The 16,544-nt window shown below is 51.0% G+C and carries 14 protein-coding genes; 9 read left to right on the top strand and 5 right to left on the bottom strand.

Annotated elements, in window-relative coordinates:
- Positions 1-189: 189 nt before the first annotated feature.
- Together BSZ32_RS10590 and BSZ32_RS10585 are read right to left on the bottom strand one after the other, a co-directional pair.
- Positions 190-507 (bottom strand): type II toxin-antitoxin system PemK/MazF family toxin, encoded by a 318-nt coding sequence (locus BSZ32_RS10590; protein ID WP_425500444.1) that lies wholly within the window; start codon positions 505-507, stop codon positions 190-192.
- Positions 501-740 (bottom strand): AbrB/MazE/SpoVT family DNA-binding domain-containing protein, encoded by a 240-nt coding sequence (locus tag BSZ32_RS10585; RefSeq protein ID WP_105043382.1) that lies wholly within the window; start codon positions 738-740, stop codon positions 501-503. The genes BSZ32_RS10590 and BSZ32_RS10585 overlap by 7 nt, the downstream gene beginning before the upstream one ends.
- Before the next feature lie 253 nt (positions 741-993).
- On the opposite strand from BSZ32_RS10585, the gene BSZ32_RS10580 reads away from it, so the two are divergent.
- Entirely contained in the window at positions 994-2,808 is a 1,815-nt protein-coding gene (locus tag BSZ32_RS10580) for a DUF6288 domain-containing protein (protein ID WP_129589719.1), read from the top strand.
- Positions 2,809-2,959: 151 nt separating this feature from the next.
- On the opposite strand, the gene BSZ32_RS19795 is transcribed toward BSZ32_RS10580, so the two are convergent.
- Together BSZ32_RS19795 and BSZ32_RS20120 are read right to left on the bottom strand one after the other, a co-directional pair.
- Entirely contained in the window at positions 2,960-3,406 is a 447-nt protein-coding gene (locus BSZ32_RS19795; protein WP_240610614.1) for a PEP-CTERM sorting domain-containing protein, read from the bottom strand.
- Positions 3,407-3,562: 156 nt separating this feature from the next.
- Positions 3,563-3,688, bottom strand: a complete 126-nt coding sequence (locus tag BSZ32_RS20120) for a hypothetical protein (protein WP_276308430.1) — start codon at positions 3,686-3,688, stop codon at positions 3,563-3,565.
- A gap of 172 nt (positions 3,689-3,860) precedes the next feature.
- Between BSZ32_RS20120 and BSZ32_RS10570 the strand changes: the two genes are divergently transcribed.
- From BSZ32_RS10570 to BSZ32_RS19340, 8 genes are all read left to right on the top strand, one after another.
- Positions 3,861-4,925 (top strand): substrate-binding domain-containing protein, encoded by a 1,065-nt coding sequence (locus BSZ32_RS10570; protein WP_165788782.1) that lies wholly within the window; start codon positions 3,861-3,863, stop codon positions 4,923-4,925.
- 24 nt (positions 4,926-4,949) lie between these two features.
- Positions 4,950-5,327 (top strand): hypothetical protein, encoded by a 378-nt coding sequence (locus BSZ32_RS18405; protein ID WP_129589717.1) that lies wholly within the window; start codon positions 4,950-4,952, stop codon positions 5,325-5,327.
- Positions 5,328-5,333: 6 nt separating this feature from the next.
- Positions 5,334-5,474: a hypothetical protein gene (locus BSZ32_RS18865; RefSeq protein ID WP_165788781.1), complete on the top strand. Its 141-nt coding sequence runs from the start codon at positions 5,334-5,336 to the stop codon at positions 5,472-5,474.
- Between the two features lie 391 nt (positions 5,475-5,865).
- The gene (locus tag BSZ32_RS10560; protein ID WP_105043378.1) at positions 5,866-8,976 is read left to right on the top strand and encodes a DUF1588 domain-containing protein; all 3,111 of its coding nucleotides are present in this window, start codon (positions 5,866-5,868) and stop codon (positions 8,974-8,976) included.
- 4 nt (positions 8,977-8,980) lie between these two features.
- Positions 8,981-10,360: a DUF1552 domain-containing protein gene (locus BSZ32_RS10555; protein ID WP_105043377.1), complete on the top strand. Its 1,380-nt coding sequence runs from the start codon at positions 8,981-8,983 to the stop codon at positions 10,358-10,360.
- A gap of 41 nt (positions 10,361-10,401) precedes the next feature.
- Positions 10,402-11,538, top strand: a complete 1,137-nt coding sequence (locus BSZ32_RS10550) for a cellulase family glycosylhydrolase (protein WP_105043376.1) — start codon at positions 10,402-10,404, stop codon at positions 11,536-11,538.
- Positions 11,535-13,901, top strand: coding sequence for a sialate O-acetylesterase (locus BSZ32_RS10545; RefSeq protein ID WP_105043375.1), 2,367 nt, complete (start codon positions 11,535-11,537; stop codon positions 13,899-13,901). The genes BSZ32_RS10550 and BSZ32_RS10545 overlap by 4 nt, the downstream gene beginning before the upstream one ends.
- A 135-nt stretch (positions 13,902-14,036) precedes the next feature.
- Entirely contained in the window at positions 14,037-14,300 is a 264-nt protein-coding gene (locus BSZ32_RS19340) for a hypothetical protein (protein WP_105043374.1), read from the top strand.
- Here BSZ32_RS19340 and BSZ32_RS10535 read toward each other — a convergent pair.
- Complete coding sequence (locus BSZ32_RS10535; RefSeq protein ID WP_105043373.1) at positions 14,295-16,235, bottom strand: hypothetical protein; 1,941 nt, start codon at positions 16,233-16,235, stop codon at positions 14,295-14,297. The genes BSZ32_RS19340 and BSZ32_RS10535 overlap by 6 nt on opposite strands.
- Positions 16,236-16,544 lie beyond the last annotated feature (309 nt).

The following is a 16,544-nucleotide window of genomic DNA, read 5'->3' as shown; positions in this document are numbered from 1 at the left end:
AAGCCTGTCCCCCAGTTCGCATGTCCCCCAGTTCGCACCCCAGTTCGCACCCCAGTTCGCACCCCAGTTCGCCCATGGGGAATGGACTGCCATCAGGATCGGCAGACGGCCAGACGAACACTTCAGATAATTTGCAACGTCTTTTTGCCTATGCCTTGAGAACACTTTCAGGTCAACAAGCTGCGCCTTTTATGAAAACATTTCCTGCAATACCGACAAGGTGTTTCTGGCAGCAACCGGATGAATAGAGCCTAACTTCTTAATCAAACGTTCTTTGTCGATTGCCCTGATCTGATCTAACGCGATGTCCCCTTTTTTACTTTGAAACGTCATTTTTACGCGCGTTGGGTAATGACGGAGTGCCGTTGTCATCGGAGCAATTAATACTGTATTGAGCCCTTTATTCATTTCATCGGGTGAAATGATTAAACATGGGCGTGTCTTTTTAATCTCAGAACCCTTTGTGGGATCGAGTGACACGAGATAAACATCAAACCTCATTACCATGTCCATTCGTCTTTATCAAAAGAGTTACCAAAATTGTCCATCATGGTTTGATCCACACCGGCTTTTTCGAAAGCCTCTTCCCACCCTGAGCGGGGTTTTCCAATCTTTGAAATGATCAACGAATTATCCTTAACCTCCAAAGACACCTCATTTTCAAAACCACATTGTTTTAAGAGCTGCACAGGAATGATCAGCCCCTTCGAATTTCCTATTTTAGTAATTGCAGTTTTCATATGTTCATACAATGTTATAACTTTTCATGCGGTTGTAAATGACAAAATAGAAGCCAAAAATAGCCCCGAAATAGATGCCAGCCCCCCCCAGTTCGCATCTGACAATCATCAAGTGAGGCCTGGTTTTTAAGATAATGACAGCGCTGCGCCGGAAGAATTTATAGCGACCGAGACGGTCGCTCTACGTCCCCCCTTTTATCTCCTTGGCACGGTGGGTAACGGGACTAGAGTCTCCAAATTAACCGAAAGAATCATGAAAACCGTAAACACCCACTTTTTTCCCTCCCTATTTAAAAGCGGCAGTTCGCTGACTGGAATCGCCGCCTGTATGGCTTTGTTTATGAGCTTTCTGGGAGACGCCTATGGAATCAAGGACCCGGACAATCAGGGACGCTGGAATAAACCCTGTAAAGATGGACCTGATGCCGTTGTCCCTGGATTTCTTGTCAACATGGGACCGACCGGAGCCCGTGGCATCCTCAAAGAGCGCTCATTTGTGGTGAAATACATCTTCAAGAAATCTCCGGCGTCGGACGTGTTGAGAATCGATGATGAGGTCTATGGAGCCAATGGGAAAAAGTTTTCCAAACACACCTTTGGCGATGGCAATCATGGTATTGAGGGCCCTATTCAAGACATGGGCCTAGCTATCGAAGACAGCGAGGGTGATGAAGGCGTTCTCAAGCTCATGGTCGACCGTCACGGAGCAAAACTCGAGGTCGAGGTACAACTCGAAAAGCTGGGTCGCTTCGCCGACACCTTTCCTGTGAATTGCGCAAAAACCGACATTCTAAAGAAACGAGCCTACAAATACCTGATGGACAATCCCGGAGGCATTGATTCACAGGGTCGCTGTATCGCCACACTTGCCATGCTCAGTTCGGACGACCGCAAGGTATTTACCGCAGGCAAGCGCATGGCTCTGGCATGGAACAAACCCTATAATGACACAACCAGGGCCTGGCATCTTGGATTTCAGGGGATTGTTTTAGCTGAATACCACATGCTCACAGGTGACAGAAAGGTATTGAAGACCTTGGGTAAAACTCAAGACCTTCTAGCAAAAGCACAGTGGAAGGCTCCGATCCATCACTGGAAATCCAAGCAGATCAAAAACATCGATCAATCCATCATCGATAAACACCAGGCACTCTACGAAGGAGGCTTTGGCCATGAACCATACGACGTGATTGTGGCTCGGGGAGGTGGCGGATACGGACCGATGCAATGGCCTACCTGTCTGGCCCTCATGACCTGGCAGTTCAGCAAGCAGTGTGGAGTAGAAGTCGACCAGCAGGCGGTTGATCGCAGTTTCCAGTTCCTCGATTACGGCACCACCAATGCCGGTAAGATTGCCTACGGCGGCGAGTTCACTCTAAACAATGGACCGATTGACTCGGAACGCTGGAAATCGAGCACCCGCAACGGAGCATCCCACAAGTCGGGCCTCGGCTATCTGGTTCACAAACTTTCGCCGGAGCGCGAGGGCTCGAAGGAGATGATGAAGCTGCACCTCTCCAATATTGACGCCTCCTACAAGGACATGCCGGATGGCCATGCCTGTGCCCTCATGGGACTCACTTGGGGATGGGCTGGGACCTACGCGTCTGATGATGCCAAACTGAAGAAGAAGGTGTCCAGCTACTACAAGGCCTGGATCAATATGGCACGCTGCCATGGCAGTGACTCCTACGTCATTCTCCCCGCCCGCGATTATGCCGACTTCTCATACTACCGCGGAAACATTCGCAATCACACCACGGCAGCGGTGGCGTTTGCCTACAGCTATTCTACTCCGAAACTCCGTATTCAGGGGCAGGAGGGTAACGCCAACCAAACATCAGACAGCCGAACCAATCGTCTTCCAAAATCAACTCAGGGCGCACGCCGCACATTCTATAGCCCCGACCGCAAACGTTCCTTTCAGGGCAGACTCGTTAGCTACGATAGTAAGTCCGGCAAAGTTCAAGTTCGTATGAATAATGGCCGCATCACGACTCTTGGACTCGCTGATCTTAGTAAAGAAGATCAGACGTATGTGGAAAAATTTCAGAGTCAGGTCGAATAAAATGCACTCAGGGCTAGCCAGCTAGCCCAACGGCGAACCAACTAACACAGAAAAACCCCACCCCCCGAGTGATGGGGAGTGGGGTTGGAATGGTTGTTGATTTTCCTAGGCCGGATTACTTACGGCGACGGAGGACTTGTCCGCCAAAGCGTTATTTACGACGACGGAGGATCAGTGCGAGTCCACCAAGTCCGAGCAGAGCTGCGGAGGAGGGCTCGGGAACCTGCGTCAGGCTGATATCATCGATGTAGGCGGAGGTTCCACTGCTGTTGGGTCCAGCTTGCCACCAATTAATTCCACCAACGCTTGGCGAGTTAGCGCCAGGATCGGTGTTGTCCCAGGCACCCGAATGGAACACAACGCCACCGTACGAGATGTCGAGCGTATCGGCATCCAGGTCGATCTCCAGTTTAACTTCCGTCCAAGCGTCGAAAACGAGGGCCGCCGAGCTTGCCCCATTTACGATCAACCCGGTATCACCCTGCAGCACAGGGAATCCGCCTGTGTCGAATGCTCCATTACCCGCTACCTGTGAGTGGTACAAGGCGAGGTGGGCGTCGTAACCGCCCGGTAGGTAGGTTTGGAAGGCAATGGTCACCTGTCCCGAGGTAATCGGTGCGCCAAACAATTACTCTATGTAGATATCCGAACCGTACGTGGTGCCATCGGATTGAAGTTCGAACGACTGCGTACCCAGAGCTTCCGTCGAGCTAACGAGCAAGTCAAGGGAACCCGGAAAGTCGACCCAAGGGCCCTAGCCGTCGATGCTACCAAGGGAGTAGGACTCGAAGTCGATCAGGACCGTTGCATGGGCTGCGCCGGTAAGAGCCAGCCCAGCGATTGCCGCGATGGAGAGGGTTGTTTTAATTGATTTATTCAATTTCATATTTTGTTACTTGGGTTGTGTTTTCTTAGTTATTAGCGAGCTGCCGGTCCTCTCCAAACGTGGACAAACCGGACATGAGTTGCTCATTCGCACGCTTTTTGCACACGCACACAGTAGAAGGTTATTCCTCGTTGACGGTTGGCTCCTTTGGGACCACGTTAACTTCATGCAACCCATCACCGTTCTTTCCGCCGTCGAACAGGTAGCCGAGCATCTGCGGGCGGAGCTGCTGCGGGGAGGATTGAGCGGGACGATGCCTGGGGTGAACTCGCTGGTGGAAGAACTGGGGGTTGGCCACAAAACCGTGAAGGCCGCGCTGCGGATGCTCGAGGACGAGGGACTACTGCTGAACCAAGGGCGCGGACTCCAGCGCAAGATCGCGCTGCCGGAGGGTCATGCCCCGCTGGCACTGCGGGTGGCGGTTTTATTTTACGAAAAAGGCGACGAATCACACGATTTGTTCACCCGGTTTCAGGACAAGCTAAAGGCGGCGGGACACACGGTCCTCCATGCGCGGAAAAACCTAACCGACATTGGGGGGAATATGCGGCGACTCGCCAGCATGATCAAGGAAACCGAGGCGGACGCCTGGGTGGTGGCTGGCGGTTCAGGGGAAGTCCTTCAATGTTTCGTGCAACGGCAGGTTCCGGTCTTCGCGCTGTACGGTGGGTTCGGCAGATTGAGAATCGCGGGCATCGCGCCGAACCAGCGGCCCTCTATTGTTGCTGCAACGCGTCGGCTGATCAGTCTCGGGCACCGACGGATTGTGATGCTGGACGAGCACGTCACCCTATCAAATGCAGTACTCAGCGGCGGTTCTACATTTCTCGATGAACTGACAGCTCACGGTATCGATGCGGGCAAATACAACATGCCGGGTTGGGAGGGAGGATTCGATGGTTTTTACAGATGCCTCGAATCACTGTTTGCGAGCACCCCGCCCACCGCGATTTTCATCTACAGCGCGGCGCAATACTTCGCCACGGCCCAATTTCTGCTCAACCGGAGACTCGGGGTGCCGCAGGATGTTTCGTTGATCTGCATCGACAAGGCCTCGTATTTCAACCGCTTCCAGCCGTCGATCTCGCATGTCAGCTGGAATGACCAGCCCATAGTGAACCGGATCGTGCGCTGGACTAATAACATCAGGCAAGGGAAAGAAGATACCCGCCAGAGTATGATCGACGCCGAGTTCATCGAGGGCGGGACGATGGGACCGGTGCCTAAGTAAAATATTCAATATCCAACAGCCTGCATGGAACATTCAATTCCCGTGGGGATGGGTTGCTACATCAATTTTGAACCTCGAAATACAGGATATTACGGAAAGACTTGGAGGGGCTCAGAATTTAATTTGCCACGCGACGGGAGACTCTGGGCTCTTGAAGCTGACCGACAGGAGGTCGCCTTTTCTTTCCAGCCTGACTGGAATCGGTTTACCACCGGTCGAGGCAGCTGCTGTCGAGGCCGTCGGCCTGCCTGGTGGGAGATGGAAGAACAGTGTGTAGTCCTCACCTGGCACGATGTCGGATTGGCCTTTGAGGGTGGTCGCCGCAGCATCCCAGGACGGGTCCTTGATGGAGTAGGCGCCGGTGAGATGCCGCGAGGTGCCGGACAACTGCGGCCGATCTAATGATTGATGCACAAGCAACACCCGGGTATCGTGACCTGCAACCTCAATGGTCGTCTGGTCGGATACCACCCCCAGAAGCGCTTGATTCCAGAAATCGAAGAGGATGTATTTCTCCCCGGAATTAAGCCCGAACTGGCGGCTGAGTGATAACGGTTTTGTGACTGGGGCAGATCGACCGTTGGTTGATTCGACAAACTGAAAACCCAGACGGTGCCACCTGTGTGTTCACCTCAAACGAGGAATGTTTTTTGGGGGTAATTGCTTGTGGTGCGCCCGTTGGACTTGCATGTAAGCGGCACATGGATAATAGGTTTCCTTCTTCTATGAGGAAATCCTCAGATAGGTGAACCACTTCAGCCAACTCACGTTCATCACCCTGATGGATCTGGATAAATGTCACACTCCAAAAATAAAAGTAAGAAAACCTGTGACAGCCAGTATCTATGCACTAAATCTGGCTACTTCAACGCGCTGCACAAATCTAGCTGAAAAATGCAACCGCGCGTGCTAACCACAGCTATTAGAAATTCAAGGACACATGATGACATTAAGAACATTGGCCGCCATTCTGGCGATACCGCTTAGCGCCATAACGCTGGCTGGGGCCGAGAAAAAAGTATCTGCATGGGCCGTGCCTGAGAAGATCGATATCTTACTAGACGTCTACTGCTACGCCTGCCACGACGAGGACAAGCAGAAGGGCGACATCCGCTTGGATCAGTTGGCCACACACTCACTGGATGCCCGTTTAGGCCTTCTCAACAAAATTCAAGAGCAACTTTTCTTCGAGGAAATGCCTCCAAAGAAAAAGAAGAGCCAGCCAACCACTGAGGAGCGAACAGCCTTGATCGAATGGGTTTCCAGCGAACTCAAGCAGCACGATGCCTCCAGACTCTCAGAAACTCTCAAAAGACCAGAGTTCGGGAACTACGTCGATCACAACAAGCTGTTCTCGGGCGAGTACAAAAATCTACCTGGATTCACCCGCGACCGCCGCTGGCTCGTCAGCGAGTTCATTTTCAATGCCAAGATCAATCAACTCATCGACCACCCGAGCTTAAGAACCATCGATGGCAAAAGAAGAACCGTCATCGGCGACAACGGAGTCACTCTCAACACGCGATTTGGTGGTGGCAGCCTGCGCCAGAGCATCACCAACCCCTTCCTACTCCCCGACAATATCGGCGTGCGCTACTACGACACCACCGCACTGACCGGTGGCCACCTGCTGACGATGATCTCCAACGCTAAAAAAATAGCCGCTCACATGTCGTCGGAGCAGACAATGAAGGCTCACTACCCAGCTATGTACCGCATTATGCAGATGGAGCTCGAGCATCGGGAAGTCCTCGCGTCCCGGGAGCGCTTTCTGACCAGCCATATCAAGAAGGTCGCGCAAGATCTGCACAAGGAGCGCCACGAAGCTCTGCTGCCCACATTCGTCAGGGAGCAGGTGGAAGAAGTTCCGGAATTCACCGATGGAAAAGGGAATCTCACGAAGCGGGACAATGTCGGTCTGCTGGCTAGATACGAAGCGCAGGATCTCAGAGCGATCTATCTCGGAGTCGGAATGTATAAACGTGACAACGTCACCTTTGAGGACGTCATCGAAAAGTGTGAGCGAGACTGGTTCGCCTTCGGCATTCACGAAAAGCGGATTCGCATGCGGATCAATATCATGAAGGTCCTAGACAAGCAGTGGGACATGGCGCTCATCTACGGAAATATTAAAAAGAAGAACTATCAGCCGGAACCCTACAAACCGCGGTCTGATGCGGAGATGGAAATCATCGAGACAGCGATCAGAAAACATCGGAAACAGGACGACCGCTACAGCCAGATCATCGAGAAATGCATGGCCGAATGGGATGCGTCATTCCAGGCCGAACGAACAGCAGCAGGACAAGCGGGTAAAAAACAAATCGGTGAGCTCGTCGATGAACTCTTTCTCAAAATCCTCGAGCGTGAACCCACCGCACAAGAATCACAGGAAAACATGGCATTGACAGAGAACTACATGCAGACGCTGAGTAATCAACAAGCTATCGCCAAACTCATTGAGACTCTGATCCTGAGCTCCGAGCTGGCCTACCGTTCAGAGTTTGGTCAGGGCTCGGCCGATCAACATGGCCGCCGCATGATGTCTCCACGCGATGCCAGCTACGCACTCGCGTACGCACTAACCGACAGCGCTCCCGATCAAGAATTGGTTACCGCCGTCAAGGATGGTCGACTCAGCACACTGGATGACTACCGACGTGAAGTGACTCGCATGCTCAAGCGGCGCGATCAATATTACGTCATCGACGAAACCGTCCAGAAAGCCGGTTTTAACTCGAGCATCACCAACACCCCAATCCGGAAACTACGCTTTTTCCGCGAGTTCTTTGGCTACACCAAGGCGATGACGCTGTTCAAAGACGACGCCCGCCTGAGCAACGCCACCAGTTATGACAACGTCAAAGGCCGGCTGGTCGATGAAGCTGACATGCTGGTAGATCACATCCTGCAGCAGGACAAAAATGTCATCGAAGAACTACTCACCACCGAGAAGTTCTACGTCTATCACTCCAGCGACAACGCGGCGATGAAGGCATCCTCGGATCGGATCAAGAAAATCTACGATTACTTTAAAGACTACGACTGGAATAATTTCACCGAAGAGGAACTCTACAAGCACTGGGACTTTATCAGCGAGATGAAAATGATGGGCACCGTCTTCCCGGACTTCCTCAAAGGCAAACGCAAGAAAAACTGGGTGAGAACATTTAAAACCACCATGACGAGCTACACGCTACGCTTCGGAAACGGCCAGAAATCCGCCCCACCTTATGACCCCATCCCCCTAGCTCACTGGAACAAAGGCGAGGCCGCGACACGGACAGGAACGCGGATGCGCGGCGAACATGTCGGCCGGTTGTTCAACATAGATTACGCCAACTGGGACTACCCAACCACTCAGCCGGCTAAGATCGCCAACCGAAAAGGCATCCTCACTCACCCAGCCTGGCTCATTGCTCATTCACTCAACCTAGAAAACGACCCGGTGCGTCGCGGTAAATGGGTGCGTGAGAAATTGCTCGCAGGAACCATCCCCGATGTGCCAATAACCGTCGATGCCGTCATCCCAGAGGACCACCACAAAACTCTGCGCCAGCGACTTGAGAAAAAGACCGGCGAGGAATACTGCTGGAAGTGCCATCAACAAATGGACCCGCTCGGCCTACCATTCGAGATCTACGACGACTTCGGACGCTTCCGCAAGCAGGAGCGCATCGAGCATCCGAAAAACCTCATCAAAGAAGCCCCCAAGGAGAGGGCCATTCATCTAGATGGCCGGGCAAGCTACAAAACTCTCCCAGTCGTGGCCAAAGGCGTGCTCGCCGGCACCGACGACCCAGCGCTCGATGGAGATGTGAGCGATGCTATCGATCTCATCGGCCGCCTAGCAAAAGCCGCCAAGGTTCGCCAATCCATCATCCGCCACGCGTTCCGCTACTACATGGGACGCAACGAAGTCCTGTCCGACTCCAAAACCCTAATCGATGCGGAACAAGCCTATCTCGACAACGAAGGAAGTTTCGATGCTGTGATTATTTCGCTCCTCACTTCCGATTCTTTCATCTACCGTAAATCCACCACCAACTAGAGCCATGATCACCAGACGAAATTTTCTAAAATCCACTGGCTTAGGTGCCGGAGCCCTTGCTTTTTCGCCATCCTTCAATCACCTGCTTGGTGCCACCTCTCGAGCTGAGCACGCCCAACGCTTCATCTTCATCAGAAAGTCCAATGGCAACGTGCCCAAGTTGTTTTCACTCCCGACATTCTCAGAACAAGAGAAGAAAAAGGACCAAGACAAACTGGCATTCGAGGCCGACCTCGACAAACACGAACTCCCGGACTGGTTGAAAGGGTTGGAAAGTCACAAAGAAAACATGACCATCCTCCATGGCCTCTCCATGACCATGAGTGGTGGCGGACATTATTCCTTCTCAGGTTGCATGGGCGCCTACAAAGCTGGCCGAAATGTGATCAACGGCATCAAACGAGCCACCATCGATTTTGAACTCGCCAAGCTATTCCCCTCCCCCTTCGGCCACGTTGAATGCTCCCTCGCCTCAGGCTCAGGCACCATCGCCTTCCGCTCCGGTATCGTCTCCGGCTTCTCAGCCCCCACTCGCCACCAAAGAAATTATTGCTACGCCGACCCCCAAACGGCTTACAACGAACTCTTTAAATCCGTCACCAACAAGAGCGCGGCCAACTCCGAGAACACCCTGCTCGAATACCTCAGAGCCCAAGAGAGCAGAAAACTCAACGGCCTCGATGGTGTCGAACGCATCAAAATGAGCAACCACGTGGATTCCATCGAATCCATCCGGAAACGTAATAAAAAGGTCGCCTCCCTCTCCGAGGTGATCGCTAAAAACCTTCCAAAGCTAGATCCCATTCACGCCAACGGCGGACCAGATGCCAGTCTCGTTGAAAAACAAGAAGCCTTCACCGATGTCATCCTCGCCGCCCTCATTACAGGCCTAACAAATGTCGTCACCTACACCATCGACGACCTCGGCACCCCCATCACCACATTGCCCGGCAACAAAGGCAAGGTCGATCTCCACCGCCTAGGCCACAGCAGGGATATGGAACTCCGCGACACCGTCAAACAGAGCCACATGACCCAGGTCGCAAAAATGGTCACAAGGCTCAAATCCGTACCCGAGGGTAACGGCACCATGTTCGATAACACAACCATCATCTACATGCCCGAAACTGGTGCCGGTCACCACGGCCCCGACACCGAAGCCCCGACCATCGTCATGACCGGTAGTAACTCAAAACTCGACATCGCCGGCCGTTACATCCGCCTACCATTCCACGCCACCGAAGGGCACCAAACCTTAGGCAACTGGTACACCACCCTGCTCAACGCCTACGGCAACCCGATCGAACACTACGGTGACATGGACCTGACTATGACTCGTAAGAAGATGGAACAAAGAGGAGCTATTCAGCGGTTCATGCTCTGATCGATTGGCGGTAGATCACAACTCCCAACAAACAAACATCCATGAAATCACTTATACTCACTGGCCTTCTCGCCATGGTGACGTCCTTCACCAGTTTCGCCGGCCCCACAATCGAACTGCCTGGTCGGTGGTCTCCGGAAAAAGCCAACACGTGGTATGACGAGCAACCATGGCTCGTCGGCTGTAATTTCACGCCATCCACCGCGATCAATCAACTCGAGATGTGGCAGGCCGATACCTTTGACCCCAAAACAATCGACCGCGAACTCGGCTGGGCCGCCGACATCGGCATGAACACCGTCCGCGTTTACCTGCACGACATGCTCTGGCAGCAGGACAGCGAAGGGTTTCTAACACGCATTGATCAGTTTCTCGGTATCGCGGATAAACACGGCATAAAGACCATGTTCGTCCTGTTTGACAGCTGTTGGGCATCATTTCCAAAACTCGGCAAACAACCGACTCCCAGACCACATCGGCACAATTCGGGTTGGGTGCAGTCGCCTAATTTCAATACCCTCAAGGACGTCACCAAACACAAATCCCTCAAACCCTACGTCACCGGCGTGATCGGAAAATTCAAGAACGACCCCCGCGTCTTGTGCTGGGATCTCTACAACGAACCGGGAAATGGCAATAGTGACGACCGCATCAGAAAGATCAGAAAAGAAGCGATCTGTCTCATCCTGCTAGAACATACATTCCGCTGGAGCCGTGAGCTGAACCCGTCACAACCACTCACCTGCGGCGGACTCTGGACCGGTGAATGGATCGGGCCCAACAGCACCCACCTCTCCAAGTTCATCCTAGAAAACTCCGACATCATCTCATTCCACAACTACGAAGATCTGCACAAAACCATCGACCGGGTCGGGTCGATCCGCCCCTTTGGCCGGCCACTGCTCTGCACCGAATACCTCGCCCGATCAGTCGACAGCAAGTTCGAAACCCATCTTCCGTATTTTAAGAAAAATAAAATCGCCGCCTACAACTGGGGACTTGTCGCAGGCAAAACCCAGACCCAGTATCCATGGGCGTCGTTGAGTAAAAAATTCACCGCCGAACCAAAAATCTGGCACCACGACATACTCATGCCCGACGGCACCCCCCACATCCAATCCGAAGTGGATTTGATGAAATCCCTAACTTCCAAAAAGCAAATTCCTAGCAGTCAATGATAAAAAAACAAATTCTCCCATTAATATTTCAATCTGCGATGATTCTCGCGATTTTGACCGGCTCACTGCAGGCGGAAATCTTCAGTATTAATTTTTGGGCTGATAGCGGTTGGACTGGCAATGGCTTAGATGTGAATGACATGCAGGTCAATGCAGGTGAATCGACTGGTTATGGTGCCTTTGATACAGATGGCTGGGAAAATCATGAAGTCCCTTGGGGGGGCTCCGGGTCATCGGTTGGGATAACAGGCGTGGATGGCGGCACGGCAACTTTCCAATTAGTGAATGCCCGTAACGGTGGTCCTTATAATCGCGGAAATGTCGGCAACAATACCGTTGCTGGGCAAATGATGGATGGTCATGCCAATGGCACCGAAGACCCTTTCGATGAAAGTGCGTTTTGTAAGATAAGTGTAACATCGATTCCTATCGGCACCTACGATGTTATCCTCTACCTAGGGACGCAGTCCTGGCCAATCCCGGATAGCGGTGGCAAAATAATTTTAAACAATGGCCCGGAGCAGAATTTCATACTGCCGGCAAGAGGCTTTACCTCGTTTAGCCAAATCACCAACGCCACGACACCCGGCAACTTTGTTTTCTATAAGGGTTTATCAGGTGATCTGGATATTACGATATACGGAAATGGATTTAATCACATCGGCCCGTGCGGCATCCAGATTGCCACCACCGGGCTCTCAGCCCTTTTGGGTCTGCCCACTCAGGTGACGAATCCGGTTCCAGCCCAAGGACTCATCGGCCTCGATACAGAGCCCACATTGAGCTGGACTGCCGGGCAGTTCGCGACTTCACATGATGTTTACTTCGGTACCGATGCAACTCCAGATGCCAGTGAATTCATAGACAACCGAGCCGGAATCACTTACACCCCGGGTACCTTGGCTCCTGGCACTTACTACTGGCGAATAGATGAAAGAAACGATGATGGCGTTACCACCGGTATCGTCTGGCAATTTGAAGTGGGTCCGCCCGATGTAGCTTTTCGCCCGATGCCGTACGATAGCATACAGGCAGCTTCGATCGATGCCAACTTGCGCTGGGCCAATAGTCCTTTGACCACTTCCAACGATGTTTATTTTGGGACCGACGCGACTCCAGATGCTGGTGAATTCCAAGGGAATGTTACTGGAGGCACCTATGATCCGGGTAAGCTCGTTGCTGATACAACCTACTACTGGCGAGTCGACTCGATTAATGCAGAGGGCACCCGCACCGGCGATGTCTGGAGCTTCAAGACGGCTAAAGACAGCGGTACCACCGTCAAGGTTTACATCCTTGCCGGTCAGTCCAATATGGAAGGGCAGGGCGAAATGTCTCCGGTGGGAACACCTGGTACGCTGGAGTATATTGTGGCCAATGAACCCGGCACCTATGGGCATTACAAAAGCGGCGGCAGCTGGGTTGTGCGCAACGATGTCTGGATTTGGTACGAGCGCGGATTCGCGCCTAGCTCCACCTTTCTCTCTGGCGATCTCAGCGTGGGCTATGGTGAGAGGCGTGATAACAGTAACATGGGCATTGAACTGGAATTTGGTCACGCCATGGGTGATTTTCATAGCGAACAGGTGCTGATTATCAAGGCGGCATGGGGTGGCCAGGATCTGATGGTTGACTTCCGTCCACCGTCTTCAGGCTGGGCGATAAGCAAACCGTTGCTTCAGGGTCAGGATGGCTATAGGTATCAGAGAATGATGTCCCAAGTACTTGATGTCTTGGCTAACACAGCGTCCTATTTTCCGTCCTACGCTGGACAGGGTATCGAGATCGCTGGCTTCGGCTGGCATCAGGGTTGGAACGATCTGATCAGTGCCAATAGTTCCACCTACTACGAAGAGAATATGGAGAACTTCATCAACGATATTCGTGCATCCGTCGGGATCCCCGGCATGCCTTTTGTTATCGCCTCATCTGGAATGGCTGCCAACGGAAACCCCGAAGGTCATATAGAAGTTGAACAGGCGCAACTGGCCATGGGAGACAGTGGGGCTTATCCGCAATTCGATGGCAATGTCGCCGCCATAGATACCCGGCGATTCCTTCAGTCAACCGCCAAGTCACCGACAAATGAGGGCGTTCACTGGCACCGCAATGCCAAGACCTATTGCCTGATAGGAGATGCTATGGCCCGTGAAATGCAATCGTTGCTAGTCCCTCCTCCGCGTCCGACAACACGTACGTGGATCGATACCCAGGGGCGCGTGATCCAAGCCCGTTTCATCCGTATCGAAGGCGAAATCCTCTTCGTTGATTTCAAAGACAAGGAAACCCAAATCCCCCTCTCCCGCCTCTCCCCGGAAAGCAAGGTTCTGGCTCTGAAACGGCAAGCCGAATCCAATCCCTGAGCCTCCCAAGCCAAGCCCTTTTGACCTTATTGGTATTCTCCTTGCTAGACCCTATTCCATAAGAGGAAAAAAGGGTGTGGCCCCAAGTAGAGAAAACTTTTGACGTGCTGTTATTTTTTATATTGTTCGTCTGTCATGAGACAAAAACGCTTTATTTCCCCATCAGCTGAGAAGTCTTCGGCTATTTACCACTGTGTTTCTCGGGTGGTGGATGGTGATTTTAAGTTTGGGCCGAAGGAGAAGGATGTTTTTGTGCGTATGATGCGTGAATACGAGGCGTTTTGTATTGCTAGGTATTTATTGCTACTGCTAGGAATTTGCTTTTTGGGTGAGGTGATTAAGGGCATTGTGCTGGGGGGAGATAGGGGGTTGATAAAAACCAAATTATTGAATCTATGAGTACCAAGCTCTAACTTGAATACAAGGTGCTTGCGTTGAGCTTGAGGGGCCCTTTTCGTCATTAATACTTTTATATGCTCCATACAACGCTATTCCACTTGAGGCACCAACATAAATACTTCCGTTATCCGTCACCCAGTCACCGTCACCAAATCTATCTGATTGCGTTGTATGTAGGCTAGATTCTGCGTCGACATTAATACCCCCAACTTTCCCATCCATAATAGCGTAGGTCAATTTACGGAAATCCATTCCGTTGTTTCCCGCCTTCACCCAGTATAGAGTTTGCACTCCTGTAAATGAAGACCATGCTAGCATAGAACTTCCATCATTGAGCTGAATGGATCCACCAAATTGGACTCGTTCCCATTTTGAAATATCTGGAACTAGCTCAGGCGATTTCCATACTACCGTTTGATACTTGTTTCCTGCTATCAAGTAAAACAGTCCATCAGGGCCTTGCTCAATATTAACAGAACTGACTTCTCCATCGTCCCCAGGACGAAGCCTAAGTTCTTGTGTTGTCAAACAACCCAAGTAAGCGCTAGAGGTTGCACTTTTAGAACCCATTGACGGTCCTCCCGATGCTTCGAACGCAGCTTGCTTGACCATGGTCCAACTATGTTGGTCCAATCCATCCGTCCAAAGTTCGGATTGACAACGTTGGATGTACGTTTTTATACCTTTTCCTAAAGCGTCCTTACAAATTTCTGCATATTTGTCCCATTCACCTTTATCGGTAGAAACTCCCTCATTAAGTTTTATAATAGTCTCCATTAACGTTATAAAAGTAACATCATTGTTAGACAGACTCCTAAGTTTATCCCACTGATCAGAATTTTTTGATGGATTTACAATTTGTTTAAAACCATTTAGGATTTTTATCATTGCATTCTGCTCGTCATTTCCATTTTTTAGGCTCAAAAAATTATAAAAGAGAACTTTACTTCCCTTCCCGACTGGCTTCACGGCATGCCCAATAACGGGATATGTCTTAGTCCAATCTTGTCCAACGAGTATTGTAATCTCGCCAATTTGACCGCCATTGCCAGGGTGGTTGCATCCACCAGGGTGATCTGTATCAAGGTGGTCCCACCAAACAACTTCGCCTGCAAAATTAGGTTCAGTAATGACAATCTCGTGCTCTTTGGTGCCGTTACCTACGTTTTTACCATCTACCTTCGCGAGAGCCACGTACCCTCCATTATCTTGGCTATGAGTAATGATAAAATATGCGGACCCATCCTCATCGGTAATATTCAGCCGCATTAAGTATTCAATGTGACATGTTTTCTGATCAAATTTGGAGGTATAATGCGCAGGAAGTTTCCCTCGTTTTATCAGGAAGGAACTGCTCATTTCTTTTGGCAGTATGTTCGGATCATTTATTGTTCGACGTTGACGTGTATCGGTTCCATGGAATGAGATAGTGGACCCGTCTTTATAAATTTGTTGGTCTATGGCCAACGATTGAAGTGCGCCCCACTGATCAGAATTATGAGAAGGGTGTGAGATATTCGAGAACCCCATCAAGATTATTAATAAAGCATCATGATCATTCTTTAATGACGCATCAACCGCTGCTTGCTTGACCAAAGTCCAACTACCTTGGTCTAATTCATCCGTCCATAGTTCTGACTGACATCGTTGGATGTATGTTCTAATTCCTTTTGCTGAAGCATCTTTACAGATCTCGGCATATTTGTCCCATTCACCTTTATCAGTAGAAATTCCCTCATTCAGGAAAATAACTTGACTCATTAAAGATTGAAAGGTGTCTAACTTTTTGACCGACGCTCTTGCCAACGCCTTAATATCGTCCCACTGATCAGAATTATGAGAAGGGTCTGAGATATTGGAGAACCCTGTCAGTATCGTTAACAAAGAATCATGGTCATTATGTACTGACGCGCTTGCGGCAGCTTGCTTAACCATAGTCCAACTGTTTTGGTCCGATCCATCTGTCCAAAGTTCTGACTGACATCGTTGGATGTATGTTCTAATTCCTTTTGCTGAAGCATCTGTACAGATTTCGGCATATTACTGCTACTGCTAGGTATTTGCTTTTTTAGTTGTGTCCCTGAGGACGTTGTAGGAGAGATCGGAGAGGGGGAGAAAGGGGGTTGCGGGGGTGAAATGAGCGGACACTTAACGGGTGAGCAGTGGTCAGGCAAGAGAAAAATGCGGAAATGAGAAAAATAATTGAGAAAGAGGCATTTGGGGGTGCAAAAAGAGCTTCAGCAC

The organism is Rubritalea profundi (assembly GCF_002954445.1).
Taxonomy (GTDB): Bacteria; Verrucomicrobiota; Verrucomicrobiia; order Verrucomicrobiales; family Akkermansiaceae; genus Rubritalea; species Rubritalea profundi.
Note: the sequence above shows the minus strand (reverse complement) of the source record. Positions and strands in the feature narration are given on the sequence as shown.